A 25,303-nucleotide genomic window follows, 5' to 3' on the forward strand; every position below is an offset into this window, starting at 1 on the left:
CACGTGACAGCCGATAGCTTGCTAGATTTACTTCGTGACATCGTTGGGGACGATGGAGTCCTCTCCTCTGACGCTTTTCCCTGGCCAACCTGGTGGCAACCACCCCCTTTGGCTATGTTATGTCCTAGGGAGACTTCTCAGCTTGCTTCGTTGATATGCAGGCTGGAAGAGGCAGGTGTTGGCGTCGTTCCGGTAGGTGGGGGAACACGCCTGCATACCGGCTATGGGCCGAGCAAGCCTACGGTGTTGGTGAGCAGTGCGCATCTGGATGCCCTCATAGATTATCAACCGGATGACCTCACGGTGACCGTGCAAGCCGGAATGACGCTTGCAAGTTTGCAGCGTATTCTGGCGGAACATCATCAGCGTTTGGCGCTCGATGTGCCTTTGCCAGATAGGTCTACATTAGGTGGGATTGTGGCCAGCGCCCAGAGCGGTTTTGGGCGGGTAGCTTATGGAACTCCACGCGACCTTTTGATCGGCGTTCGCGCGGTGATATCTGGAGGCGTTGAGGTTCGAGGCGGAGGTAAGGTTGTAAAAAACGTGGCCGGCTACGATATTTGTAAGCTCTTTACCGGGTCGTGGGGAACTCTGGGCTTTCTTACCGAGTTAACGTTCAAGGTCCATGCCGCCCCGGCGTTTCAACGCACTCTTGTTTGGGATGTAGCCGATCTTGCCACAGGGGCAAGGATAGCCTTTGAGCTTTATCAGGCGCAGCTTGCCGCTGTGGGCTACTGGGTTACCAACGAGCTTACTTTACGTCCTCAGGTCGTCTTATTTCTGCAGGGTAGCCAAAGACGTGTAGATTGGCAAACGGAGGCCTATACCGATCTTGTAAGAAAGCTTGGCGTTTCTATGGCGCCTGAGGAGCTATCGCAGGAGAGGCAGCAGGAGTGGCAAAATCGCTTGGCACGGCTATCCGATACGACGCCTTTGGCGGTACGCATCTCTTGCTTGCCGACCGAAGTGGTCTCTCTTTTAGAGCGGCTCGGTGTAGCATCAGGCCTGCTGGTAACGGCGGATTGTGCATGTGGGATCGTAGACATCGCTGCGGAGGCGTTTGATCTGCTTTCACCGAAGCGTGTTCGGGCACTGCTGCCGTCGCCTCAGTCACGTTTTATTTGGACACGATTAGACCCCATTGCCCCCGATCTTGAAGATGAGGAGCGATGGGGTCACTTACGAGCGGATTTTCCGTTGCAAAAACAACTCAAGCAGTCGCTTGATCCACAGAACACCTTTAACCCCGGCCGTTTTATCGGGCGCTTGTAGGTGCTAGGGATGTTTTTTGCGCTGTAGTGGAAGGCACCGGTTGTTTGAAGAAGGGGTCGGACAGCGCTTTGAACAGATTGAAATGCAGGAATGGCCTATCGTAAGCCATTTGGTGCGCTGTGGCGTTGGCCACCCAAAGGTCGCCCGTGGCCGGTTTAAAGACCACGGCATGAAGACTGCCGGTTTTCAGCTGATGCATGATCTGCTCGGCAACCGGGACGGTGATGTGGCCATAGTCTTGGAGGAGCACATGGCCGAGTTTGGCGTTCCAGTCGCTATGCATGCCCATTGACATATAGACCATGCCGGGTTTGGTAGGGAAGGGCAGATCGGTCGAGTTGTACACATAGCACTTATCATGGCTGGTTTGCAGGGCGGCCATTTGGCCGGTTTTGCCCCATGAAAGGCAGTAGAGGATGGAGAGCGTTCGTGGGTAGTCGCGCACCTGATGAATCGCCTCTTGAAGCGTTTTACTGAACTGCACGGCATCGCGCATGACATAGGTGAGGGGACGCCCGTCGAAATTATTTGTTTTTTTGTCCCAATCGTCGCCTATTTCCGACATGGCGATGGTATCTGCATTCAGCGCGGTAACCACTCCGCAGAAGCCCAACCAACCTACACTCACAAAAGGCACACCATGGTTTGGTTCGTAGACGATGAGGGCGGGATACTTTTGAATACCGGCATCGGTGGTGTAGTCAAGCGCTCGTATCTGGATGAGGTCGCCGTGTTCCGTTGCTTTCCCATCAGCAGCAAAGAAAGAGCAACTCCATTGAGAGATGTCGGGAATGGCCGACAGACGCTCGATATCTCTTAAAGGAACGCCGGAACCGTCCGCTAGCCCCTTCAGCTCTTCGAGATAGTCGGGACGTAGATGTTTTTCATAGAGCTTCCAGATGGCATCCACGCGAGAGGGAGAACAACCCATTCCTAGCATCATCAGCGGCGCAACCTGCTCGGCCAGATAGCGCACCTCTTTTGCACAGAGTTTCCCGTGAGCATAACCCATTTCATACGGGGTGCCCCGGAGATAGAGAACGGTTAGGCGGTTGTCACCGGTTCCAATGGTAAAGCGTTTCCCGTGCAGGGCCACGTTTACCGGTGGTTGCGCTGCGTGCAGCGGGCAAGTGCCGATGGCGAGCATCAACAAGACAAGGGCATTGATGTAAAAACGCGTCATTCGCATAGCCAGCCTCCATTCGGTAGCGTGAAAAATAAGTTCGTTGTTTAAACTCGCGATTCCTGCTGGTTACCGCACCGTTAGTCTGAGCGAGGTGGCCGCGAGTTAAAGCGCGAGATGATTAAGAATTCGAGCACGTTTTCTTGGTTTAGCATGCCGATGAGTTTCGGCGAGGTGTTTGGCGTCTGGGGCGGCTCCATTACCAGGATGGGGTGATTGGGTGTAAACGCCTGAAGTACCTGTTCCAGATCGGTATCAGGGTAGACATAGGTAAAGTCTCGCTGCATCACGCCGGCCACGTAGGCATCGGGCCCTTCCTGTGCGAGGCCACGAAGCAGGTCGGCGCGTGTCAACACCCCTTGCACCTCCTCGCCGAAGACAACCGGAAAATCGTGTTGGCTGCCGGAAAGCAGCTTTTCGGCGGCGGTGCGCAACGTGTCACCGACGCTAAGGGTATGGAAGTCGCGCAGCATAGCTTCGCGCACGGTGTGCCCTGTAGCCAACACATGCGTTTGGTAGGCATTCGCCTCTTGGCTGGCTGCCACGAAGACAAAAACGGCGATGATGAGAAGTAGCAGATTGAGGGTGAAGATGGACCAAAGCCCCAAAAGCAGAGCTAGTCCCTGCCCGATGCTGGCGGCGATTCGGGTAGCCGCCAGCACATCCATGCGTTGGGCGAGGAACGAGCGCAGAACGCGCCCGCCATCCATTGGAAAGGCAGGCAACATATTAAAGGCGAAAAGAGCGATATTAGACCAGAAGAGATCTACGACGAGCCGTGGTACGGGTGCGGGGATTCGCGAGGGATCGAAGGGGACACCTGCTGCTGCGATCGCGATGCCAAGCAGAACCGCGATCACAACATTAACGGCAGGGCCGGCCAAAGCGATCCAGAGTTCCGACTTCACGTCCGGTAAGTTTTGCAGTCTCGCTACGCCTCCTATAGGATAGAGGACGATGTCGTAGGTGCGGATGCCGTAACGCATGGCGGTGAGGGCATGCCCGAGTTCATGGAGCAGCACACAAGCGAAGAGCAAGATCACATAGATCACGCTGATCCAGGTATGACCTTGATTGCCACCAAGCCCCGTTGCCGCCACAAAGACAAGCAGCAGTAAAAAGGTAAAGTGAATGCGTATGGGGATGCCGGCGATTACCGCCAAGCGAAGGGAGCTTGAATCGGCAGGATGTTGGGGCCCTTGGGGTGGCGATGCCGTCCGATTTTCCGGTTGTTGTGGTGGGAAGTTTGTCATACAACGCTCCTTTCCCTCGTTTATTCTATCTACGTCGAAAGAGATAGCGTATGATACCCAAAATGGAGACGGCGAAAAGCGGAATAGCGATTACGAAGGCGATGCCCATGCCTGCAGACTGGTTATGGGTGCTTAGCAGATAGCCGATAAGCACGAGCATGAGGGAAAGGAAGATGCCAACTAGATGGATGGTGGGCGTTGGTAAGTTTGTAAGCGCGTGAGAGAGCTGGGCAGAGCGCGTGGGACTTACGATGGTAAAGAGAGCTTTGAGGATATGCCCACCGTCGAAGTGCGGCAGGGGCAGCAGGTTAAAACAGCAGAGCCAGAGGTTATATAGTCCGAGTAGCGCGAAGAAAGTCACCACCGTTCGGGCCGGTTCGTTTATGGAGGCGAGGTCTAAGGGTTGGCTTGAGAACAGGGCGGAGATTTGCAGATCGTTCGCGTAGAAAATGGCGAAGCCAAGCAGGGCTAACAGGAGCGAAGCGGCGGGGCCTGCCATCGCAACGAGTAGATCGTCTTTTGGGTTAGAAGACCTTTCACGTACGGTATAACCGAAGTAGATGCCGAGAACGATCCGATAGACCCTTAGTCCGCGTCGTGAAGCCATAAAGGCGTGTCCGAATTCGTGGAACAGGACACTGGTACCCACACACAGAAGCCCAAGAAGGGTTAAACCGAGAGTTGCCCCAAAATGGCTTGGGTTGCTTATCACCGACACGGCGAAGAAGGCCACCAGCAAGAGAAGGGTGGCATGCAACTCGATAGATACGCCTTTCACCTTGGCAATAGGTAAAGTCACACGGCTCGCTCGATGTCGCGGTCTGTATTGCGGTGGTGGTTGAGATGCCATTTGAGACTTTCCTCCGTATGGTTACCTATTACATTAAGATACTATATTCATCTCTTATTTCCTCCTTTTCAGCACACTAGACGGCGGCGCAGCGGCCGGTGAGTGGGGCTTTGAGTGCGTCTTTGTGGCTGCCGAGGTGCTCTCGGCATATACTCGGCATATATCTGATGGTGTTTACGTACCCCTGTGCTGTTTGAGAAGTTAGAGGGCAACTGAGCCGAGGTGTGAGGATGTGTTTAGGATTTTGTGCCGATGAGGGCTTTCTCGAGGCGGCGGCGAAGATTGGAATCGAGGATGCGTTTACGCATACGAATGGATTTTGGGGTAACTTCCACAAGCTCATCCGGCCCGATATATTCTAGAGCCTGATCAAGGCTTAGAATGGTGGGGGGAGTAAGGCGCACGGCGATCTCGGCGGTTGAAGAGCGAATATTGGTGAGGTGTTTTGTCTTGCACACATTCACTTCGAGATCGCTATCTCTTTGATGTTTCCCGACGATCATGCCGGGATAGACCTCCGTTCCCGGCTCGATAAAGAGGGTGCCTCTTTCTTCTGCGTTGGAGAGGCCAAAGTGTGTTGCCGTGCCCATTTCGGTGGCGAGGAGAGAACCCCGACCGGCACGACTGATGTCGCCGGCGTAGGGATGGTAGCCGGCGAACAGACTGTTGATGACGGCGGTGCCGCGGGTGGCCGTTAGCAGTTCATTGCGAAGGCCGAGCAGGCCTCGTGTGGGCACCAGATAAGCGAAATGGACGTTACCGCTCTCTTGCCACATATTTTGCAGTTCGCCCCGGCGGCGCCCCATCTGTTCGATAACGATGCCGCGATAGCTTTCTGCCACCTCAATTTGCACCTGTTCATAGGGTTCGAGCCTCCGTCCATCGGCATCCTGATGGTAAATCACCTCTGGCTGAGAGACCTGGAACTCGAAGCCCTCACGCCGCATTGTTTCGATGAGTACCGCCAAGTGAAGTTCGCCGCGCCCGCTGACCAGGAACACATCCGGGCTATCTGTCTCCTCAACTCTGAGGCTCACGTTCGTTTCTAGCTCTCGGAAAAGGCGTTCGCGCAGTTTTCTACTGGTAACGTGCTGCCCTTCGCGACCGGCGAGTGGACTTGTGTTCACGCCAAAGCTCATCCGCAGAGTTGGCTCTTCGACTTGAATGGGCGGAACTGGTTGCGGGGTATCACGAGAGGTTATGGTTTCACCGATGGCGATATCTTCGAGGCCGGAGAGGATCACGATCTCGCCGGCTTGGGCTCGAGCGCGCTCCGCTTTTTTAAGCCCTTCAAAAACGAACACGCTAACAACTTTGGCCGGTCGCAGTTGGCCGTCTCGGCCAATAACGGCGACATTATCGTTTGGATGAACGGTGCCGGCAAAGATTTTGCCTACCGCAAGGCGTCCGCGATAGTCATCGTAGGTGAGATTGGACACGAGCATTTGGAAAGGCGCGTTTGGGTCACCCTGCGGGGCCGGAATATGGGAAAGGATGGTTTCAAAAAGGGGTTTAAGGTCACGACCCGGTTGACTGAGATCGCGTGTCGCGGTGCCTGCTTTGGCACAGGTGTAGACGATGGGAAAATCGAGTTGGGCATCGTTGGCGCCTAGTTCCACAAAGAGATCGAAGGTTTGGTCAACGACCCAATCGGGCCTGGCATCCGTCCGGTCAATTTTGTTGACGACGAGGATCGCCTTATGCCCCATGGCGAGGGCTTTGGCGGTTACGAATCGGGTTTGTGGCATGGGGCCATCTACCGCATCTACGAGAAGAAGGACGCCATCTACCATGCTCATCACGCGCTCGACCTCACCGCCAAAGTCGGCATGGCCGGGGGTATCTACGATGTTGATGAGAGTATCCTTGTAGAAGACAGAGGTGTTTTTGCTGACGATGGTGATGCCGCGTTCTCGCTCCAGAGCGTTGCTGTCGAGGATACGTTCCCCCAAATCTTGGTTTGTTCGAAAGACATTTCCCTGGCGAAGCAGGCCGTCTACAAGGGTTGTTTTGCCATGATCCACGTGGGCGATAATTGCAATATTGCGAATGGTGCTCAGATGCATATTTGAAAGGCTATCTAACTTTCGAATGGTAGAGACTATAATGCGATCTGTGAACAGATAACGCATTGCCTATATAAAGAATACCCTATTTTGCTTCAAAAGCGAACCGATGTTAAAAACCGCTTTGAGAAAGCAGGATTTTTGATGGTTGGGGCAGAAAAGGCCTATCAGCAGGGCGAAAGATTTGGCGCCCCAACAAGGGTGTAAGGAGGGAAATGATGAGAGATCCACGATACGACAAGCTAGCCGAGCTGTTGGTGACCCACTCGATGCAGGTGAAGGCAGGAGATAAGGTACTTATCGAGGCTTTTGACATCCTGTCGGACTTTACGGTGGCGTTGATACGGGCGATAGCGGCGGCCGGTGGCGAGCCAATGGTGAGCACCTATCAGCAGCCGGTTTTAAGAGCGTTGTTTCAAGTGGCCACAGAAGAGCAGATGCGCACAATCGGCGCTGTGGAGCGTGCCCGCATGGAGGCTGTGCAGTGTTATGTGGGGGTACGAGGCAGCCACAACATCGCGGAGCTATCGGACGTGCCCTCGGAGAGAATGGCGATTTATGAGAAATATTGGTGGCATTATGTGCATTCCGAGGTGCGTGTTCCTAAAACGCGTTGGGTGGTGCTTCGCTGGCCCCATCCAAGTATGGCTCAGGCTGCCGGCATGAGCACAGAGGCTTTTGAAGATTTTTACTTCCGCGTCTGCACGGAGGTGGATTATGGAAAAATGGCGAAGGCAATGGAGCCTTTGCGAGAGCTGATGGAGCGCACCGATAGGGTACGAATTGTTGGGCCGGGCACCGAATTGGCCTTTAGCATTCGCGGTATTCCTGCCGTAGGGTGCGCCGGAGAACGCAATATACCCGATGGCGAGCTGTTCACCTGTCCGGTGCGAGATTCGGTGGAGGGCACCATTCAGTTCAACTGCGAAACGCTCTACCGGGGAACACTGTTTCAGAACATTCGGCTTACATTTAAGAAAGGGCGCATTGTGGAGGCAACGGCACAAGCCGAGACCGAGAAGCTCAATGCCATTCTCGATACGGATGAGGGGGCGCGCTATATCGGCGAGTGGTCGCTGGCCTTCAACCCCTACATTTTAAAGCCGATGAAAGACATTCTTTTCGATGAGAAGATTGCCGGTAGCTTTCATCTTACGCCGGGGCAAGCGTATGAGGAGGCAGATAACGGGAACCGCTCGCAAATACACTGGGACATGGTCTGCATTCAGCGGCCTGAGTATGGAGGAGGTGAAATCTACTTTGACGATAAGCTCGTGCGCAAAGACGGGCTGTTCGTTTTAGAGGAGTTGGCAGGTCTCAACCCCGATAAGCTGGTTGTGTAGAATTAGAGGCGGTGTCTAGGAGCTTACGCTCCTAGACACTTTGAGAAGAATCACTTTTGTTGATTCTGGAGGAACTGGGGCCAATTGGGGGCATCTTGGGCGAGGGCGAGGCCGCTGTAGACAGGATCGTAGCCCACCGAATAGTCTACCGAACTTGGTTCTTGCGGCCCGGGCAGATAGATGGACATGCCGCTGGCTTTTGCCTCATTGGAGGAGCCATGGCCGAAGGCGAGAATCGCTCCTGAAGGGCCGTAGAGGGCGTTTTCCACGTTGAAGGCCGCCTGGGCGAGGTCGGTGGGAACGCCTGGGGAAGTGCGGATGAGATCGGCAAAGTCGTAGAGGTCTTTGTATTCCGGAAATTCAAAGTATTGGGCATTGAAGCGCGCGTTGTAGATGAGATTGGCCTGGTCGTTGACGTGCTGAAGCAGGCTGCCACCGAAAGCGTTGATGGCCTGTGCCACATTGCCCATCTGCGAGAGGTCTACCATGGCCTGGGTGATGTCGGTGTAGCTAGGGCTGGCATAGGTGGAGAGGGTGTCTTGGATGAGAATGTTGCCCATATCGCACGGGTTGGTGCCGCCCCCATTTTTGATTGCCTGCAACCATGTGTCGTATGGGTAGCCGGTTCCCGGGGGGCTTTCTTCGCTGGCCACCATGACTCGTGCCACATTGCGGACTTGGTAGGCCACTTCGGCGGTGCATTGTAGCGAGCAGTCTATGATGAGATCGTCTATGGGGCGAGGAGAGGCAGCAAGCGCTTGCGCGAGCTGTTGGGTTGTGATCTGGTTGCCGGTATTCGCATCTTGAGAAACTGCCCGCGTGACAGCTTGACGACCGGCAGAACGATTCAGCACCGGCAACGCGCCGGAGCCGTGATCCCAGATCACAACGGCAAGATGGTCGGAAGGATAGTTTGTGGCGCCCCATTGGATGAAGTTGGCAAGAACATGCCAATCACCCATATCCGAGGTTCCGTTGACATTGGTAGACGGATCGGGAAGGCGCTCCTGAGGGTCTTCAAGAGAAGAGGTATCCCCGTTTTCTATGGCAGCCACATCCGCCGCCGAGTGGTGCAGAATGTAGTAGCGGTGGGTCCCAACAAAAGAGGGATTGCCGCAGTTGTTAACGGAAGAGAAATAGGGACAGTTATTCGCCTGTTTCCATTGGATAACGATGTTGAGGTTCGTTCCATCGGAGCCAACAGAGGCCATTTGGCCCACATTCAGTAGGCTATCCGGTTGAAGGTTGTTGGCCGCGTTGATGTAGACAAGCACCGTCCAGCGCGCCCTGCCGGATTGATGCGGGTTCGGTTGGCAGGCTGCTGCTGTGGCCTGGCGAGAGCTTGTGTAGGGACTGGTGCCGGGGGCAGGCAAGCCGGAAGGAACGGGACCTCCACCGCCGCCGGAGCTTCCTCCGCCACCGCAACCAGAAAGCAAGGCACTTACAAGCCCTAAAACGCCCACAAGCGTGCTAAAACGAGAAAACTTGAAACGAATGTTCATCGTGTGTTTTGTCCTATTGCCTAAATTGTAACTCTTGGCTGCGCCATGAGCGGGGGGATGAAGGGGGTAAGAGTATTTTAACATAGATTCAACGGTAATGTGACGGGTCGCCCTGGTGAGAAGAGGGCCGGATTTACTTCGTTAGACTGCGCTAGGACACGAGAAGTTTTCCTCTAGTTTTCATCGAGAGGCCGGCCCAAAGCGGCCGGAGGAACAATGCGCCCAACGACGCTAAGCAAAGCGGCTATGGTCATAAGATAGGGCAGGGTATCAAGAATGTAGGGATTGCTCCAATCTACACCAAGGAAGGTAAGATGGATGTTGCTGATCTGAAGCTGGGTTTGAAGGGCGTAGAAAAAGCCGAAGAAAAGGGCGCCGAGGGCCGCCCCTAGAGGGTTCCACTTACCAAAGATCACCGCTGCGAGAGCCACATAGCCTTTTCCTGCCGACATATCGGTGGAGAAACTATGGGCGTCGGCCATGGAGAGATAGGCACCGCCAAGTGCGCCTAGAACTCCCGAAAGCGTAACGGCAATATAGCGGACGGGGATAGGCTTCATGCCACTAAGGAGGGCGTTTTCAGGACTTTCGCCGGAGGCCCGTAGGCGCAGTCCGAAACGGGTACGATAGAGAAGCAAAAAGATAAAGAAGGGTAGGGGCATCGTTAGATAGAGGAAGGAGGCTCTGGATAGGCCTTGCACCTCCACTCCGTTTGGGTAGAGCGTGAGGTACGCATAGTGAGTTACACCAGCGGCAAGTAGATTGATTCCGAGGCCGCTCACCACGTGATCCATTTTGGTGCGCTGGGTGAAGAACGCATGCAGGAGACCGAGCAAGGCTCCAACGGCTATGACAGCGAGAATGCCTATAAGACTGGCATTAAGGGTAGGGAAGCCGTGATGATCGGCAAGGGTTTCACCCCAGATGCCCACAAAGGCACCGATAAGCATAAAACCCTCGAGAGCGATATTGACGACGCCCGAACGTTCCGAGAGCACGCCGCCCATAGCAGCCAAAATGAGAGGGACTGCGCTATAGAGCGTTGCAATGAGAAGAGCCAGTAGACTCGATAAAGAGGTCATGGTGCGGTGGAATCCTGAACAGGTATCGTTTCTGGAGGGGTTGGCAATGGCTTTCTTTTGCGCTGATAAAACAGGAATCGCATGCCGACGAAGAGGATAATGATGGCTTGGATGATGCGACCTATAGAATCGGGGATATTTGTTTGGTCTTGCATGTAGCCTGCCCCGCCGGCAAGGGCGCCGAAGAAGAGGGCACTATAAAACACGGAGGTGCTATCAATGCCGGCCAGGAGAGCGACCGCAATGCCATCAAACCCATAGGTGCCTGCAAGGTTTGGGAAGTAGCGATGTTGTGCTCCAAGCACCTGGATGGTTCCCGCAAGGCCTGCTAGGGCGCCTGAGAGCGCCATGGTGACAACCAAGGTCTGTTTTACCGGCAGTCCGGCTACACGGGCTGCTTTGGAGTTAAGCCCTACCGCTCGAATTCGGAAGCCCAGAGCCGTACGCTTCACAAGAAAGCCAAGCGCGGGCACGGCAAGCAGGGCGAGGAAAAGCCCGAAGGAGAGGTTTGTGTGACCGACGAGAATAGGCAATGTCGCACTTGCCGATACGGCAGCTGTTTGTGGGGCCTGATTGTGGGGGTCTTTGAGGCTATGCGTGATAAGATAGTTTGCGATGTTGTCGGCCACATAGTTGAGCATAATGGTAGAGACCACTTCGTTTACCTGGCGCCATGCTTTAAGAAGCCCGGCAAGGCCTCCCCAAAGGGCACCGGCGAGCGTGCCGGCAAGTAGGGCTAGGGGAAGATGGAAAAGCGCTGGCAGGGTAGGCCACGCAATACCCACGGCGGCGGCCGTGACAGCACCTGCAATAAACTGGCCCTGACCGCCGATATTGAAAAGGCCTGCTTGCAGACCGACGGCCACGGCCAAGCCACAGAGCAGTAGCGGAATAAACTGGGTAAGGGTTTGGGCGAGTTGGAAGAGATCAAGATGCATGGGGCCTAGCGGAACCTGCTGGCTTCCTTGAGCTGGTCCGGCGATAAGCCCAGTTGCTCCACTCCAAAGGGTACCGAACGCCATGGCCACATTATAGCCGGATAGGCCGAGAAGCAAGGCGGCCACGAGCAGAGCGGCTGCAATGCTGGTAAGAGAATGGAGAAAGCCTGGACGTGAGATAACTGTTGGAACCATGGTTACGCGGCGCTTCCTGTCATGAGATGGCCTATACGCTCCACACTTGCGTCGGAACGCGATAGGGTGCCAACAATGTGGCCATTGTAAAGCACGACGATGCGGTTGGCTAAAAGGAGTATCTCATCCAAATCGAGGGAAAAAAGGAGGATGGCGGCTCCTTTGGCAGCGGCTTCCTGCAGTGCGTGGTGGACGAATCGAGTCGCCCCTATGTCGAGGCCACGTGTTGGTTGATAGGCAATGAGGAGGCGTGGTCGGCTTTCTAAGGCCCTTGCAATGACGATTTTCTGTTGGTTGCCACCTGAAAGCGTTCTCACAGGAGTTAGCACTTCTGCACGCCCTAGGCGTACGTCGTAACGGCTCACTATGTCGGCAGCCAGTTGATGCAGCACCTTATAATTGATGAGGTACCCTCCGCCCCATCGCGTTTGAAACTCATGCCCTAAGAGCAAGTTCTCGGCAACGCTAAAATCGAGCACCAACCCCTCTTGATGCCGATCTTCCGGGATATAGGCAATGCCCTTGTCTCTACGGTAGGCCACGCTCTGCCGAGTGATCTCCTCATTATCGAGGAAGATACTCCCGCATTCCACACTACGTAGCCCTGTAATGGCCTCTGCGAGTTCCTTCTGTCCGCTGCCATCCACCCCGGCAACGCCTACGATCTCGGCGGGAAAGAGTTGCAAAGAGATATTTTGGAGGCTCAAAGCGCCGCGATCATTACGTACCGAGATGTGTTCAAGTTTGAGTAGTGGGAGTGAAGAGTTAGCAGCTGATGTTGGTTCAGCGGTTGTAACGCTGGAGACGGTAGCCCCGGAAAGGAGGCGGGTTTGGATGTCGCTTTCTGACGTTCCGAGCATGGCCGCTAGGAGCTGTTCTGGTTGAACGTTTGCGGTCTGGAAGTCACCCGCGTTTCGACCACGTCGCAGAACAGTGATATACTCGCTATGGGCCATGACCTCACGCAGTTTGTGGGTAACAAAGACAACCGTAGTTCCGTTTTCAACCAGCCGATGGAGTAGGCTAAAAAGCGCCTCGACTTCGGCAGGTGCAAGCGTGGCCGTGGGTTCATCTAGAAGCAATATTTGGGCATTGCGGTAGAGTGCCTTAAGGATTTCGACCTTTTGTAGAGTAGCCAGCGAAAGCTGCTCGATACGTTGTTTCAGCACGGCGGGGTCTAGTCCCAACTGCACGGCCAACTCTTGAATACGGTTGATCGCTTGGGATGGAGCTAGTAGGCCACCCACAGAGGTAGGCTCGACACCCAGAAGAATGTTTTCGAGCACGGTGAGAGCCGGGATCAGCGCATGGTGTTGGCTTACGAGGCCGATACCTAGCCGGATAGCGTCGGCCGGAGAACGGAGCTCCTTTGTTACATCGCGTTCATGAATAAAGATACGGCCTTCATCCGGCAGAATACGACCGTACAGGATGCCAAGAAGGGTAGACTTTCCCGCGCCGTTCTCCCCAATCAGTGCATGGAAGGTAGCTCGTTTAACATCAAGATGCACATCATCGTTTGCAACGACACCGGGGAAACGGCGGGTGATATGTTCCATTCTCACGATATAATCGGAGTAGGAGGTCGGCTTTGGTTCAGACGATGGCAGCCCCATGGTAGATATTTTAGCGGAGTGAGGAGAACGGTGTCAATTGTAGCGGAGGAGAGGACACCAGCGTCTCTCCTCCGCAATTTTTTAAGTTAGGTTGGATGGTTACGGCTGGAACTGCTCGTTGCCCGATGGATAGGGTGGAATGGTTGCCGGGCCGATCTTACTTGGATCGTAGGTACTTGCCCAAAAATCGGGCGGCCCTTGGCTAGCGGGCACTGAATTGCTTACGGCCTTAATACCGTGATGGATATAGGCCACAATAGCCCACAGATCGTCATCGCTCAGATGGCGGAACGACGGCCATGGCATGGGAGGTGCAAGGTAGTGCGGTGTGGTGGGGAAGTTGCCTTGGCCGGGCGTTGTGGAGGTAATGACCACATCGGGTGTAAACATAGGGTCGAGGCCATATTTGAGGGCGTTGTAGATTTGCCGATCGGTGAAGTTACCCAGTCCGGTGTTCATGTCAGGGGTGATGTTTGCGGCATAGGTAGTGAAGGGACCGATCTGGAATTGAGCGGTGGGGCGTGAGCTGGTGTAGCCGGCAAGCCATTGCGGGTCGCTTGGGTCGTCTTTTCCACCGTTGTGGCAGTCAGAGCAACCAAGCGAGGTAACAAGGTACTGACCGCGTGTGACCTGAGCTAAAGTTGTGGTGCCTCCCGGAAGGCCACCGGATGAACTCCCTCCGCATCCGGCTGCGAGAAGCAGACCAACGAGGACAGGACCGCCAAAGAGAAGACCTGTCAACACAGCAGGTGCACGAGCCGATGTCATTGTTTCCTCCTAGACCTAGGTTTATTTGTAATCAAATAGCCCTGCCCACAAGCTATGAAGGAAGAGCTATGGATTACCCTAGTAGTCACGTAGTTCTTTAAGCTCTATGGTATCTTATCACGCCTATAAGATAATGTCAAGCAAATAAATGTCTTTGTATGTTAGGGGGTTCGACGCACAAGGCCTTTCTAGGGTATTCTTTGAAGCGTATGAGACACCGAAAACCAATAAAAACCTCACGGGATAGAAGGGGACGCAGTTGGCGTCGGCTTCTCTTTGGTGGCTTACTGATCCTCGTTGCGTTTGGATGTGGTGCACTTGGTACCGTGCTCGGATGGCGCTATCGGGCGCATCAGCGTCCGTCTTCCTTTACAGGAATTGTACAGAGCGTTTCTGCTGCGGCTACCAACGTGCTTTCGAGCCTAGATTCAACCGCCAGCTCCGACACTCCAGGGCTGTTAACCGCCGGAACTCAACCCATCCCGGTGATTATGTACCATGATGTGGTGCCTCGCAAGCAGGTCTGGTTCGACTTAACCACCGAGGAGTTTGCCCGTCAGATGCAGGAGCTAGCAGAGGCCGGGGCGCACCCAATAACGATTCAGCAGTTTTACGACCATCTCAGTTTAGGTAAACCCTTGCCCACGCATCCTATACTGCTGACCTTTGACGACTGTACGCTAGGGCAGTTTACACAGGCACTGCCTATTCTCGAAAAATATCATTTCCCAGCCGTCTTTTTTGTGCAGACCGGTTCGGTGGGGGTTACCACGGTAAAGCCCCACATGACGTGGGAGCAGCTAAAGGCGGCGGAAAGTACAGGGCTGATCACGGTTGAATCGCACACGGTGACGCATCCGGAAGACCTCACCAAAATCTCCGATCATCAGCTTGAAGAGGAGATGGAGGTTTCCAAACACTCTATTGAGGTGCATTTGGGGCATCCGGCACTTTTTTTAGCTTATCCAAGTGGAAACTGTGACGCGCGTGTGGCCTTGGCAGCCCAGCAGGCGGGTTATCTCGCCGCATTTACCATGAACAGAGGGTGGGCTGCAAGCCCAGCTCCACGCTATTTTTTGCCTCGTTTGACTCCGAAACGCATTGAGGACGTGTTGGCTGTCTGGCGGGGTGAACAAGCTATCGAACCTCCTCTACCTCGCCTCGTGGCGATTCATGACAGTCCTTTGGAGAGAGGCACCTTTACAGGAGGTGCTTATCCTGTAGACTGGATTGCAGGGGGAAGTCTAACTACGGAGACGCTGGATCATCGAGATACGGTGGGGGATATGGCCCAGCAGGTGGGGGCGATAGCCGCCCTGAACGGCACTTTCTTTGCCGATGCCCGCATTGCCAGCAATGCAGGCGGGATGATCGGCCCTTGTTTGAGTAGCGTAAATGGCACCTATCAACCTTCTGACCCTTCGGATGACCCACGCCTTGAGGGGAGGCCACTCATCCTGTTTAGCCCGACACACTGTTTGGTGGTGCCTTATGCGGCCTGTTTCGGTGGATCGCAAGCGGTTCTGCAGCAACTATTACCGGATGTGACCGATGCCTTTTTAGCCGGAGGCTGGATAGTGCATTATGGGAAGGCGTTGCCGCCTGAGGAGATGCGACGTTGGTCTTCCTCCGATCTCAACGATCCGCGGCATCGCGCCTTTGTGGGCATTGATGCTCAAGGCCGCTATATGTTGGGGGCCACGCGAGATAGCATTAGCACGGAGGTACTATCACATCTCTTGGAGAAGATGGGCGTACAGGAGGCTTGGCTCCTTGATTCTGGTTTTAGCACCAGCCTTATCTGGCAGAATCATGTGCTGGTTTCTGGGCATTCGGAGCCGGGAGTTCCAAGCCGCCCCGTGCCGCACGCGCTATTTCTCATCGGGAACGCCGACCCGAACGCCCCACCGCCCCCATCGGACGCGCCGCTCGCTGCCGGGGAAGGCGCTGCAACCTTGCAGGATGCCCTTTCCGCCGATAGTACTGCCGGAGCAGCTCACTATTTTCGGCGACATCGTAGACGCCACAGGTAAAGAGCTTTGGGGAGAAATGAGTTGCGACGTCATGGAGTTTTGGTGGTTTATAGCCTCTTCGTTCTCTGCCTGCTTGGGGCCTGCAATAACGCGGATCAAGGAGCAAAAGAAAGAGCGAATGCCCATGCTCCTACAAGCGAGGTGACAAGCGCCGAAAATGCATCGGGTTTGCGGTCCGCTTTACCTCAGGCCACACAACCAACATCCTTCCATGGGGCGGCATTGAGAGAGGCGCAGCAGACGCTTTCAAATTTTCACGTGGTAGAGCCATTTCTCTTGAGAGGCGCTGCTCCGACCCCGAAAGGTGTCTCCTGTTTGAAGGCATTGGGGGTTAAAACCGTAATAGATTTACGGATAGCCCCAAAGCATGTGGCTGCGGAGCGTAAGCTGGTAGAGGGTGCCGGGATGCGTTATGTAAATCTACCTATGAGTGCCGAACCACCGACTCAAAAGGAAATAGACACCTTTTTAGCGATAGTCCGCGATCCTGACCGGGAGCCGGTCTACGTGCACTGTCAGTACGGAGCCGACCGAACAGGGTGTATGGTTGGTCTCTATCGAGAGATATATGAGGGCTGGAACTACCAAAAAACCTATTCTGAGATGCGAAAATACGGTTTTAAGCCCTACCTGCATAAGCTGGCTGCTACGGTACAGAGATACCAACCAGGTTCGCCTGAGGCGAAGCAAGAGCGGGCCAAAGTGGAGGCACTTTTAGAACATAGAACATTAAAACCTTAGTAGATCGGTGTTGGCTTATGCGTGCTTTTCGATATGTTGTGTGGGGGGCGACTCTCGGCCTCCTTTCCACGGCGCTTTGGCTAAGAGTGGGAGTGGTGAGGGGCGAGCATCATGAGGGCGTTCATAGACGCAAAATGGCGTTAAGGAAAGCGCCCATCCTTTCTGAAAGCATGTTGCCGAAGCCGGTACCTGGAGCAGCTAAGCAGTTTGCTGTCGTGTTGGTTTGGCATGACATTGTGCCAAAAACCAAGCAGGTTTGGTTTGATACGACCTTATCTACCTTTCGTAAGCAGCTTGAGCTGATCCATCGAGGTGGTTTTCACGTTATTACGCTTCGTCAACTCTATGATCATCTTACGAAAGATACCCCACTTCCCCCAAGGCCTATAGCGTTGACATTTGACGACAACAATCAAGGCATCTACTACTATGCATTCCCGCTTTTGCGCAAGTATGGCTATCCGGCTACCCTTTTTGTACATACCGGCTATGTTGGGGTAATGACAGATAAGCGCCATAACACATGGGACATGCTCCGCACCATGGTTCAGAGTGGTTTGATTGATGTTCAGAGCTTAACCCAGAGCCACCCCGAAAACATTCTGCTGTTGTCAGATAAGCAGATCGTCAAGGAGTTAGTAAACTCACGGCGCTCCATCGAACTGCATTTGGGGATACCGGTTTATGCCTTCGTTTATCCGTGTGACAAGCACGATTTGCGTGTTGCGGAGGATGTTTATCGTACGGGGTACAAGATAGCCTTCACGGAAGATAGAGGCAACGCCTGCGCCTCACCAAACCTCTATTTGGTGCACCGATACGCTGCTATTCTCTGTTTTGACCAGGCGCTATCCGATGTGGCCCGCGCCTGGCGTTGATTACAGGTAGGCGGCATAACACGTACAGATTTCTTCGTGGTGTGGTTTTTTTACCTACTCAGGCGTAGATCATACTACTGAGGCACTGCCAATAGGAACATCGTAGGAGGTAGGAATGAGCGAAGAGCGACATCTATTTACTTTGCATGGGGTTTGGAACGGAAACAGCGATGGTGATGGCATGCTCACCTCACCACGGGGAGCTCATTTGCCATTTGGTGTGCCGGAGGCGTTTGGGGGGAAGCCCGGGCGCACCAATCCGGAGGAGTTGTTGTTGGGGGCGGTGATCGCCTGTTATAGCATCACGCTGTCTATCTTAGCCGAAAAGCGCCGCCTTCCTCTTGAGCGCATTGTGGTGGATGCGGAGGGTGAGGTGGTACGCCAACCCAATCGAGTGCTGAAGTTTTCGGCGATCCGATTACGGCCTAAACTGTTTCTCGTGAATGCGGATGAGGCGCAGCAGCGAACAGCGGTTGAATGCGCGCACAAAGCAGAGGAGTACTGTATGATCTCGTGCGCGTTACGTGGCAATGTGGAGGTAAGTGTCGAACCCGAAATTGCCGAAGCTTGAAAAGACTCCAAAGCGCACAAGGAGTAAGGCAGATGTGAGTTAGGGCTTCACGCCCTAACTTTTTTTGTGGCTTACGGGGAATAGGGCATTTAGTGGAACCATTGAATATTCTCCGGTGTATTATTTACCGGTGAATAATTCTATGACGCGGATACGATCTTCCCTCATCGCCAGGCCTCGTCGTGCAGGCCCGGGGCAGACAGCTTTAGGTCTTTTACTAGGAGTGATGGGATTACATCTCTTTCCTATTAAGGGTTGCCAAGCAGAAGAGGGGTTCTTCAACTCGAACGGAACTCGGATACATTATGTTCAGGCAGGCTCAGGGCAGGCCGTTGTATTGATACATAGATGGATGGCGAGTTCTCGAATGTGGGGGACTAAGCAGAAGGATAACTCCATTTTCTGGAGTCTTTCAAAAAACTTTCATGTTATTGCTGTTGATTGCCGAGGGCATGGCCTCAGTGACAAGCCACACGAACCGCAAGCCTACGGCTGTGAGATGGCCTTAGACGTTGTGAGATTATTAGATCACTTACATATCCAGCAAGCACATCTCATTGGCTACTCGATGGGTGCGATTCTCGTTGGGAAAATTGTTGCTTGCTATCCCGAGCGTGTTCTCAGTGCGATCTTTGCCGGAGGTGCCCCCGTGATACATTGGAGCCCTAAGGATTTAGAGCAGAACGACGCCTTTGTAGAAAAATGGCAGAAAGACAAGGGCCTACAGATGGTATCCACCCTGCTGTTTGGTCCCCAAGATCGCACCGCTCTCGCCCTAGCAAACCACAGTCTTCGACAGATCACTGTTACAGCTTCAGAGTTAAGGCGTTACCAACGCCCTGTATTGTTTATATATGGTGAACGAGATTGGACATCCACCAAGCAGTATGTCGAGGCAGCCCTCAGGCCTTTAGCCGTGGGAATATCGTTGTCATTCGCGACGCCGATCACTTCACAACACCAATGAAACCTGACTTTCTCACAACGATTCTAAATTTCCTCAGGCAGGCAGAGGCATCCAACAATGTTCTTCAAAAATAAAACATATCACGGCGAAAGATATATCAGAGATATTTCAAATACGACCGAAACACTGGGTAACAAGATAGCATGAGAACCAAGAAGGAACTTTTACGAGATGAGGAGCTTGTTCGCTCCATTCGTGAGCGCATGGAGGAAGATGACCCATGCACCCTCTTAGCTATCGAGAACCTCGTGCACCTGTTGAGGACGCACAAGGTGATCTATGAAGCTCTCGCCGCACGTTTGGTAGAGTGGGAGCTTTCTCCTGCGCACTATAACTTTCTCGTTGTTCTTTACAAGGCGCCCGATAAGCAACGCCAGATGTCGGATATCGGCGAGCACATGAATGTGGCGGTCTCACCCTCCAACATCACAAAGCTTGCGGACGCTCTGGAACGTCGTGGCCTGATTCGGCGAAAAGCCTGTGCACACGACCGACGGGTTGTGCTCGCAGAGCTTACCACAGAGGGAGAAGCGCTTATAAAGGCGCTTATGCCCGAGCAGTATCGTTGGATCAGGCATCTTTGGGGCGAACTTTCGGAAGAGGAGCGACGGATGTTAACACATCTTCTTCTCAAGCTGCGCAGAAGCGTAGAGAAGACTCTGCAGGAAACGGGCATTGAGAAGTCGTTACCGTTTTGTGAGGTGAGAACGGAGGAGTAGAAAGAATGAGTGAAGAAAACCGCGATGGTCGCGTACTGCTTGAGCCGGAGCAAAAAGTAGAGGCGCCAACGACCGTTTCCGATGGGTTAGAGGCGGAAGAGGCGCAAGGGTCGAAGCGAAAAGATTGGGTAAAGAAAGTGGGTTTAGTCGTTCTTCTCTTTGCCCTCATCATTGGGGGCATCGTAGGCTATTCCTACTGGCGCTATGCCTCTACCCATGTCTCGACCGACGATGCCTATCTCACGACAGATGTCGTTCAAATAACACCCCAAGTGAGCGGTAGTGTCGCGAAGGTTTATGTGACCGATAACCAACATGTGCAAGCAGGGCAGTTGCTTGTCGTGTTGGACGATTCGACCTATCGTGCCGCTGTAGAGCAGGCGAAGGCAAATTTGAAAGCGGCCATCGCCGCTGCACAAGGGGCAAATACCGGTGTTGACCTCACACAACAGACGACCCTGGCCCAGATTTCCCAAGCAGAAGCCGGAGTGACCCAGGCACAAACGGGGGTCGAAACGGCCTCCGCGGATGTCAGCCGGGCTGAGGCTGCTTATGCGGTAGCACAGACAGGAGTGCAGACCGCTCTGCAGACGGCCAAGACGGCACAGGCGGGTGTTGTGGCAGCCGAGGCCGCTTATCAAAAGGCGTTACAAGGTGTGCAGGCGGCTCGTCAAAAGCTTGCCGATGCAGAGGCCACTCTGCAATCGGCCAAGGCCAATGTGGTCGCTGCGCAGGCCAAAGCCAAGCAAGCGGCTACAGATGCCAAGCGTTATGACCAGCTCTATCAGGAAGATGCCGTTAGCGCCCAAACGCGCGATGCTGCAGACACGGCTGCTATCGCGGCGCAAGCTGCGCTTGAAAGCGCGCAGCAGGCCGTTAGCCAAGCTCAGGCTTTGGTGGGAGAGCAACAGGCAGCCTTGAACTCTGCCCAGCAAGAGGTAACAACCGCTCAGGCCAATTTAAAACAGGCTCGCGCGCAGTACGCTGCAGCGCTTTATGGCATCAAAGCGGCCAAGGACAACGCCAAGCAGGCCAAAGCCCAGTATCTGGCCGCTCAGAAGGATGTAGAAGCGGCACGTGCGCGTGTTCAACAGGCCGAGGCGCAGTTGCAGCAAGCCGAAACCGCGCCTGCCCAGGTTGCCGTACAAAAATCGAACGCGCATACGGCGGCAGCACGCATCGCCCAGGCTGCAGCTGCTTTGCATGAGGCGGAAATTCATCTCCAAGATACCCGAATCTATGCACCGGTAACCGGCCGCGTCAATGCCAAGACCGTAGAGATCGGCGAGCAGGTGGCTCCGGGGCAGGCGCTTATGGCGATGGTGCCAGATAACGATATTTGGGTGGTCGCTAACTTTAAAGAGACCCAAATCACCAACATGAAGCCCGGTCAACCCGCAGAGATTCACGTGGATGCATTTCCAGGCATAACCTATCATGGGCATGTCGACTCGTTGGCCTCGGGTACGGGAGCGGTGTTTACCTTACTTCCGCCCGATAACGCGACGGGGAACTTCACCAAAGTTGTGCAACGAGTGCCTGTGAAGATCGTGTTCGACCCAAAACAGCCAGGGTTGGATAAGTTGCGTGCCGGGCTTTCGGTAGAGGTGAGTGTGAAGGTAAAGTAGGCTGCTCATGTTCGGGATGGGCGGGGCGGGTTCCCAATCCGAACCCGCCCCTTGTTCACTTTGGATGATGAGACAATAGGAACACCAGGTGTGTTGGCAGGGTATTATAAATTGGTAAGCACATCAAAGAAAGGAAACAAGTTCTTCTTGATGAGAGTCAGCACGGCGTTAGGAATTGGAGGCTTGTTGGTTGTACTTGCCGGGTGTCAAAGCGTGAACACAGCGCCGGCAAATAGTGGTACAGCATCTCGCAGTACGACTCCAGATGCTTTTGCTGGGACTAACACGGCACCATCTGCTGCAGCCCCTTCTGAGGAGAAGAAGCCCACCTTGTCACAAGCGCTTGCCGAGGCGCCTGTGGATGACCCCTCTTTAAAGCCTTTAGCGCAGAAGTACGCGCAGGCGGAGGCGGCGCTTAAAGCTCATCCCAATGATCCCAATGCAAAGAAGGCCTATGTCAACGCGGCCTATAACTATGCGCATACCATCGAGTATGTGAGCGATAAACTCGAGCCGGTGATCAAATATCGCGCGGCGCTTTTACTCTATCGCAGGGCGCTTGCCGTAGACCCAACGAACGCGCCAAGCGAGCGTGAGAAAGACCAGATCGAGGCGATCTACCGCACCATGCCTGGGGGTATTCCTCAGGAGTAAGGAGGCCAAGCATGAGGCTTTGGCAAAAGATGTTTAGTATAAGCGTGTTCGTTCTGTTGGGGCTTATTGTAAGTTGTGCCCTTGGATTCGCTCAGGGGGAAGGCAATGAGACGCCAGCACCTATGCCCTCAAACCCCCTAAAGCTTACCTTGAAACTCGATAAAAAGACCTACAAACCCGATGAGCCGATTGTAGTGCAGTTCCAGGTAACTAACACCTCTAAAACTTCGCAGCAGCTAGCCTTCGCCACAACGCAGCATTACGACTTTGAGATTCACTGCGGGGATTTGAAAGGCCCGGTAATCTGGCGGTGGTCGAAGGGGAGGCTTTTTGGGCAGGTGGTGATACAGCAGGCTCTTTCGCCGGGACAGGAGATCACCTACAAAGAGACGATCTATCCTCAGGATGCGAAACACCCGGAGGGCCTTCCACCTCTCAAACCAGGGAAATACACTTTGTTGGCCATCCTCACAACCATGCCACGCACGGCACGACCCTCGGTCTCCTGTACGTTTGAAGTGAAGTAGATTATCCTCCTTGCGCCCAACGGAGGCCAGTGTAGAGGCGATAGCCATAACATTTTGCGAGATAGATCGTCGCAATAGGGCGGCTATAGAGAGGGCGCCGGTAGAGGTAAACAGGGGGTAGCCATTGAACTCGTGTGAAAACCTTGCGCAGATCGGCATCGTTCGCTTTGCCGGCATTGAGGAAGATGGAGTCTTCACCGAGTTGTCGTTTGAGTTGTTGAACATAGGCCGCATACATGTCGAGCCGATAGTGAAGAAAGAGATCGTAAGTAGGAGGATGGTCGGGCAAATAGAAAGCCATGAGAGCAATATATTGGTAGCCATTACCTGAAATGAACACTTTATGCCCATGCCTCTCCATGTCGGTGCGAATTTGCTGTACCTTTTTGGCAAGCGTGCGCCATCCGAATGCTGTATTTGTGATGTCGGACTTAGGGGGAATACGGATGCCAACCGCCATGCGCAGGCGAGGAAAGAAAAGGAGCAGAGTAAGGAATGCAGTGGAGATGGCCGCTGCGCTAAACCAGAGGATGTTGTTGAACGGTCTGTAATGTTTTTTAGCAGAACAAAGACGACCGATCCAGAGGAGACAGAGAGAGGGATAGGCAAAAGGAACCCAATTTGCCTGTACTTTCGTTTTGAAAGCCAGCAGGCAAAACAGAAGCAGTGAGGGCAAGCCTGTTAGGGTAAGAAATCGTTGTTGTAGCGGCGCATGTGTGCGCAGAGCACTTAGGCTGGCAGCGAGGCTGCCTAGAAAAATAACAGGCCCTATAAAAAGGGCTTGTGAGGCCAGAAAATCGCCAAAGCGCCGCAATGGGTTTCCACCATGATGATGGACTAAGAAAAAGAGATGCAGGAAAGTCCACCAGTGATGCTGTGCGTTCCACCACAAGACGCCCCCATACATGACCAACGTGATGCTGAGAGCCGCATAAGGTTCCCAACGCTTTAACCAGAAGCGATGGGAGGGCGTGAGGAGAAAGTAAAGCAGCAGGCTGGCCGGAAGGAGAAGCATGGTATGCTTGCTTAACAGCCCAAACCCACAGGAGATGCCTGCGGTAAGCCATGTCCTGCGCTGTTGGGGGGAAAAGGGACTGTAGACAAAGAGAGCTTTTGCAATGAGAAGAAGAGCGAGCGTCCAGAAAAAAACGAGAGGGGGGTCGTAGGTGGCGATTTGGCTGCCTACGGCGACGAGGGGAGATAGAGCTAATAAGAAGAGCGTGAGGAGGCCGACTTGTGGGGAGAAGAAGAGCAGGGCGAGTTGATAAATACAGAAAAGTGTCCCTGCTGTTAGCAGGCAGACGCCTATGCGAACGCCAAATTCGTTTGTGCCAAAGATCGCGGTGGTAAGGCGAATAAGATAGGCGATGAAGGGGCCCTGATCATAGTAACCGAGTGCTAGATGCCGTGACCAGTCCCAATAGTAGGCTTCGTCGGGGACGAGATCAATTGCCTTGAGAAGGGGGAGGCGTAGCGCAGTAGTAATAAGCAGAAAGAGAAGAGCTGCGAAATGAAATTTTTTCTCTTGTTCTGGATGAGAGGAAGGGGCTTGCATTCTCAATTGCCCGTAGCGAACAGTGCATCGCTAAGAGGCTCGTTCACATGAATTTTTTCAAGCTCCGTATCGGCTGCGAGGTTTCCATCTGCATCCCGCACCTGGATATGAGTGGGTATCCAGAGAGAAGGAGCCACTTGATGCGGCATGAGATAGCAAAATGCGGCCTTTAGTTTGCCATCTGCAGAATACCATTCGCGTTTAACAACCAGATGTGTTTGAGGGTCGAGCCAAATACGGTAGTAGGTGCTGTTGGGGTGATGGATGTAGTGGAGGTCGAACACAAGGAGTTGATGCCCCTGATTGTCATCTGTTTGAACAAAATGGGCTTGCATGAAATCTAATGTTTCGGGAGTGATCAGTCCCACATATTCGAGAAGCGATTGGCGTTGGACGGGATGGTCTGTTAAATCCTCTTTTTTTCTTAGGTGCAGCTTGGGCACAGCGTAGAAGCGGTAGGGCCCGTTATAGATCAACACGGCATCACCAAACGCAGTAGATTGTCCATCGAGCCGCAGCTTATCAGGGGCTTTATAGAGGAGCAGTAGCTTATGAATGGCATAGTTTCGGGCGAAATCGGGGCCGATATGTGCAAGCACCTCCGAGTTACTTGAGGTGATATGTAGGATCGCTTCAAGAGATTTAAGATCGGTAAGTTGTGACACCAGGTCGGTGTCGGTTGGAGCTTTACGAGCTGAGATATGTTGTGCACGTAACGGAGAGCCGAGGAGGCATAGGAACAATAACAATATAAAGGCTATAAAGGCTCCGAAAATGGCGATAGCTTTGCGAAATGTCAAGCAGGTTCGCGTAGAGCTTGCAGAGATATGCAACTGTCCTATCTCCTGAATATAGAATCGTATCTATTTAACGTATAATTACAGGCACAAGGTTTTCCATGGGACTGCCTTGTTAGCTTTAGTATAGCCTTTAGAGAGGCGGAATGTCAAAACGGATCGGAG

The 25,303-nt window shown here is 53.7% G+C and carries 22 protein-coding genes; 11 read left to right on the forward strand and 11 right to left on the reverse strand.

Annotated features, from left to right (window positions below):
• The first annotated feature begins 3 nt into the window (after positions 1 to 3).
• On the forward strand, positions 4 to 1,272 hold the full coding sequence (locus tag VKV18_RS02495) for an FAD-binding oxidoreductase (RefSeq protein ID WP_324202651.1): 1,269 nt from the start codon (positions 4 to 6) through the stop codon (positions 1,270 to 1,272).
• On the opposite strand, the gene VKV18_RS02500 is transcribed toward VKV18_RS02495, so the two are convergent.
• The 4 genes from VKV18_RS02500 to typA all read right to left on the reverse strand — a co-directional run bounded on the left by VKV18_RS02500 (position 1,256) and on the right by typA (position 6,624).
• Positions 1,256 to 2,461: a C45 family peptidase gene (locus VKV18_RS02500; protein ID WP_324202652.1), complete on the reverse strand. Its 1,206-nt coding sequence runs from the start codon at positions 2,459 to 2,461 to the stop codon at positions 1,256 to 1,258. The genes VKV18_RS02495 and VKV18_RS02500 overlap by 17 nt on opposite strands.
• 74 nt (positions 2,462 to 2,535) lie before the next feature.
• Positions 2,536 to 3,708 carry a site-2 protease family protein gene (locus VKV18_RS02505; protein WP_324202653.1) on the reverse strand — a complete coding sequence of 391 codons (1,173 nt, stop codon included), beginning with the start codon at positions 3,706 to 3,708 and terminating at the stop codon, positions 2,536 to 2,538.
• 25 nt (positions 3,709 to 3,733) lie between these two features.
• Positions 3,734 to 4,558 carry a metalloprotease gene (locus VKV18_RS02510; protein WP_324202654.1) on the reverse strand — a complete coding sequence of 275 codons (825 nt, stop codon included), beginning with the start codon at positions 4,556 to 4,558 and terminating at the stop codon, positions 3,734 to 3,736.
• A gap of 236 nt (positions 4,559 to 4,794) precedes the next feature.
• Positions 4,795 to 6,624: a translational GTPase TypA gene (typA, locus tag VKV18_RS02515; RefSeq protein ID WP_345786389.1), complete on the reverse strand. Its 1,830-nt coding sequence runs from the start codon at positions 6,622 to 6,624 to the stop codon at positions 4,795 to 4,797.
• Between the two features lie 218 nt (positions 6,625 to 6,842).
• Here typA and VKV18_RS02520 point away from each other — a divergent pair, with 218 nt between their 5' ends.
• Positions 6,843 to 7,967 carry an aminopeptidase gene (locus VKV18_RS02520; RefSeq protein WP_345786390.1) on the forward strand — a complete coding sequence of 375 codons (1,125 nt, stop codon included), beginning with the start codon at positions 6,843 to 6,845 and terminating at the stop codon, positions 7,965 to 7,967.
• Positions 7,968 to 8,017: 50 nt separating this feature from the next.
• Here the strand turns inward: VKV18_RS02520 and VKV18_RS02525 are convergent, their stop codons facing one another.
• From VKV18_RS02525 to VKV18_RS02545, 5 genes are all read right to left on the reverse strand, one after another.
• Entirely contained in the window at positions 8,018 to 9,469 is a 1,452-nt protein-coding gene (locus VKV18_RS02525) for a clostripain-related cysteine peptidase (protein WP_324202657.1), read from the reverse strand.
• A gap of 173 nt (positions 9,470 to 9,642) precedes the next feature.
• A complete protein-coding gene (locus VKV18_RS02530) occupies positions 9,643 to 10,551 on the reverse strand; it encodes an ABC transporter permease (RefSeq protein WP_324202658.1) in 909 nt (302 codons plus the stop codon).
• Positions 10,548 to 11,684 carry an ABC transporter permease gene (locus VKV18_RS02535; RefSeq protein WP_324202659.1) on the reverse strand — a complete coding sequence of 379 codons (1,137 nt, stop codon included), beginning with the start codon at positions 11,682 to 11,684 and terminating at the stop codon, positions 10,548 to 10,550. Before VKV18_RS02535 ends, VKV18_RS02530 begins: the two co-directional genes overlap by 4 nt.
• 2 nt (positions 11,685 to 11,686) lie before the next feature.
• Entirely contained in the window at positions 11,687 to 13,243 is a 1,557-nt protein-coding gene (locus VKV18_RS02540) for an ABC transporter ATP-binding protein (protein WP_324202660.1), read from the reverse strand.
• A 156-nt stretch (positions 13,244 to 13,399) separates the two neighbouring features.
• Complete coding sequence (locus VKV18_RS02545; protein WP_324202661.1) at positions 13,400 to 14,068, reverse strand: hypothetical protein; 669 nt, start codon at positions 14,066 to 14,068, stop codon at positions 13,400 to 13,402.
• 209 nt (positions 14,069 to 14,277) lie between these two features.
• On the opposite strand from VKV18_RS02545, the gene VKV18_RS02550 reads away from it, so the two are divergent.
• From VKV18_RS02550 to VKV18_RS02590, 9 genes are all read left to right on the forward strand, one after another.
• Positions 14,278 to 16,101, forward strand: coding sequence for a polysaccharide deacetylase family protein (locus VKV18_RS02550; RefSeq protein WP_324202662.1), 1,824 nt, complete (start codon positions 14,278 to 14,280; stop codon positions 16,099 to 16,101).
• A gap of 21 nt (positions 16,102 to 16,122) precedes the next feature.
• Complete coding sequence (locus VKV18_RS02555; RefSeq protein ID WP_324202663.1) at positions 16,123 to 16,842, forward strand: fused DSP-PTPase phosphatase/NAD kinase-like protein; 720 nt, start codon at positions 16,123 to 16,125, stop codon at positions 16,840 to 16,842.
• A 17-nt stretch (positions 16,843 to 16,859) separates the two neighbouring features.
• Entirely contained in the window at positions 16,860 to 17,720 is an 861-nt protein-coding gene (locus tag VKV18_RS02560) for a polysaccharide deacetylase family protein (RefSeq protein WP_324202664.1), read from the forward strand.
• A gap of 115 nt (positions 17,721 to 17,835) precedes the next feature.
• Positions 17,836 to 18,291 carry an OsmC family protein gene (locus VKV18_RS02565; RefSeq protein WP_324202665.1) on the forward strand — a complete coding sequence of 152 codons (456 nt, stop codon included), beginning with the start codon at positions 17,836 to 17,838 and terminating at the stop codon, positions 18,289 to 18,291.
• Positions 18,292 to 18,517: 226 nt separating this feature from the next.
• Positions 18,518 to 19,258: an alpha/beta hydrolase gene (locus tag VKV18_RS02570; protein WP_324202666.1), complete on the forward strand. Its 741-nt coding sequence runs from the start codon at positions 18,518 to 18,520 to the stop codon at positions 19,256 to 19,258.
• A gap of 143 nt (positions 19,259 to 19,401) precedes the next feature.
• On the forward strand, positions 19,402 to 19,977 hold the full coding sequence (locus tag VKV18_RS02575; RefSeq protein ID WP_324202667.1) for a MarR family winged helix-turn-helix transcriptional regulator: 576 nt from the start codon (positions 19,402 to 19,404) through the stop codon (positions 19,975 to 19,977).
• Positions 19,978 to 19,982: 5 nt separating this feature from the next.
• Entirely contained in the window at positions 19,983 to 21,605 is a 1,623-nt protein-coding gene (locus tag VKV18_RS02580) for a biotin/lipoyl-binding protein (RefSeq protein ID WP_324202668.1), read from the forward strand.
• 330 nt (positions 21,606 to 21,935) lie between these two features.
• Positions 21,936 to 22,259, forward strand: a complete 324-nt coding sequence (locus tag VKV18_RS02585; RefSeq protein ID WP_324202669.1) for a hypothetical protein — start codon at positions 21,936 to 21,938, stop codon at positions 22,257 to 22,259.
• 11 nt (positions 22,260 to 22,270) lie between these two features.
• A complete protein-coding gene (locus VKV18_RS02590; RefSeq protein ID WP_324202670.1) occupies positions 22,271 to 22,786 on the forward strand; it encodes a BsuPI-related putative proteinase inhibitor in 516 nt (171 codons plus the stop codon).
• Between the two features lies 1 nt (position 22,787).
• On the opposite strand, the gene VKV18_RS02595 is transcribed toward VKV18_RS02590, so the two are convergent.
• The gene (locus VKV18_RS02595) at positions 22,788 to 24,341 is read right to left on the reverse strand and encodes an ArnT family glycosyltransferase (protein WP_324202671.1); all 1,554 of its coding nucleotides are present in this window, start codon (positions 24,339 to 24,341) and stop codon (positions 22,788 to 22,790) included.
• A gap of 2 nt (positions 24,342 to 24,343) precedes the next feature.
• Positions 24,344 to 25,174, reverse strand: a complete 831-nt coding sequence (locus VKV18_RS02600; RefSeq protein ID WP_324202672.1) for an outer membrane lipoprotein-sorting protein — start codon at positions 25,172 to 25,174, stop codon at positions 24,344 to 24,346.
• Positions 25,175 to 25,303 lie beyond the last annotated feature (129 nt).

This window comes from Chthonomonas sp. (genome assembly GCF_035294505.1).
GTDB lineage: Bacteria > Armatimonadota > Chthonomonadetes > Chthonomonadales > Chthonomonadaceae > Chthonomonas.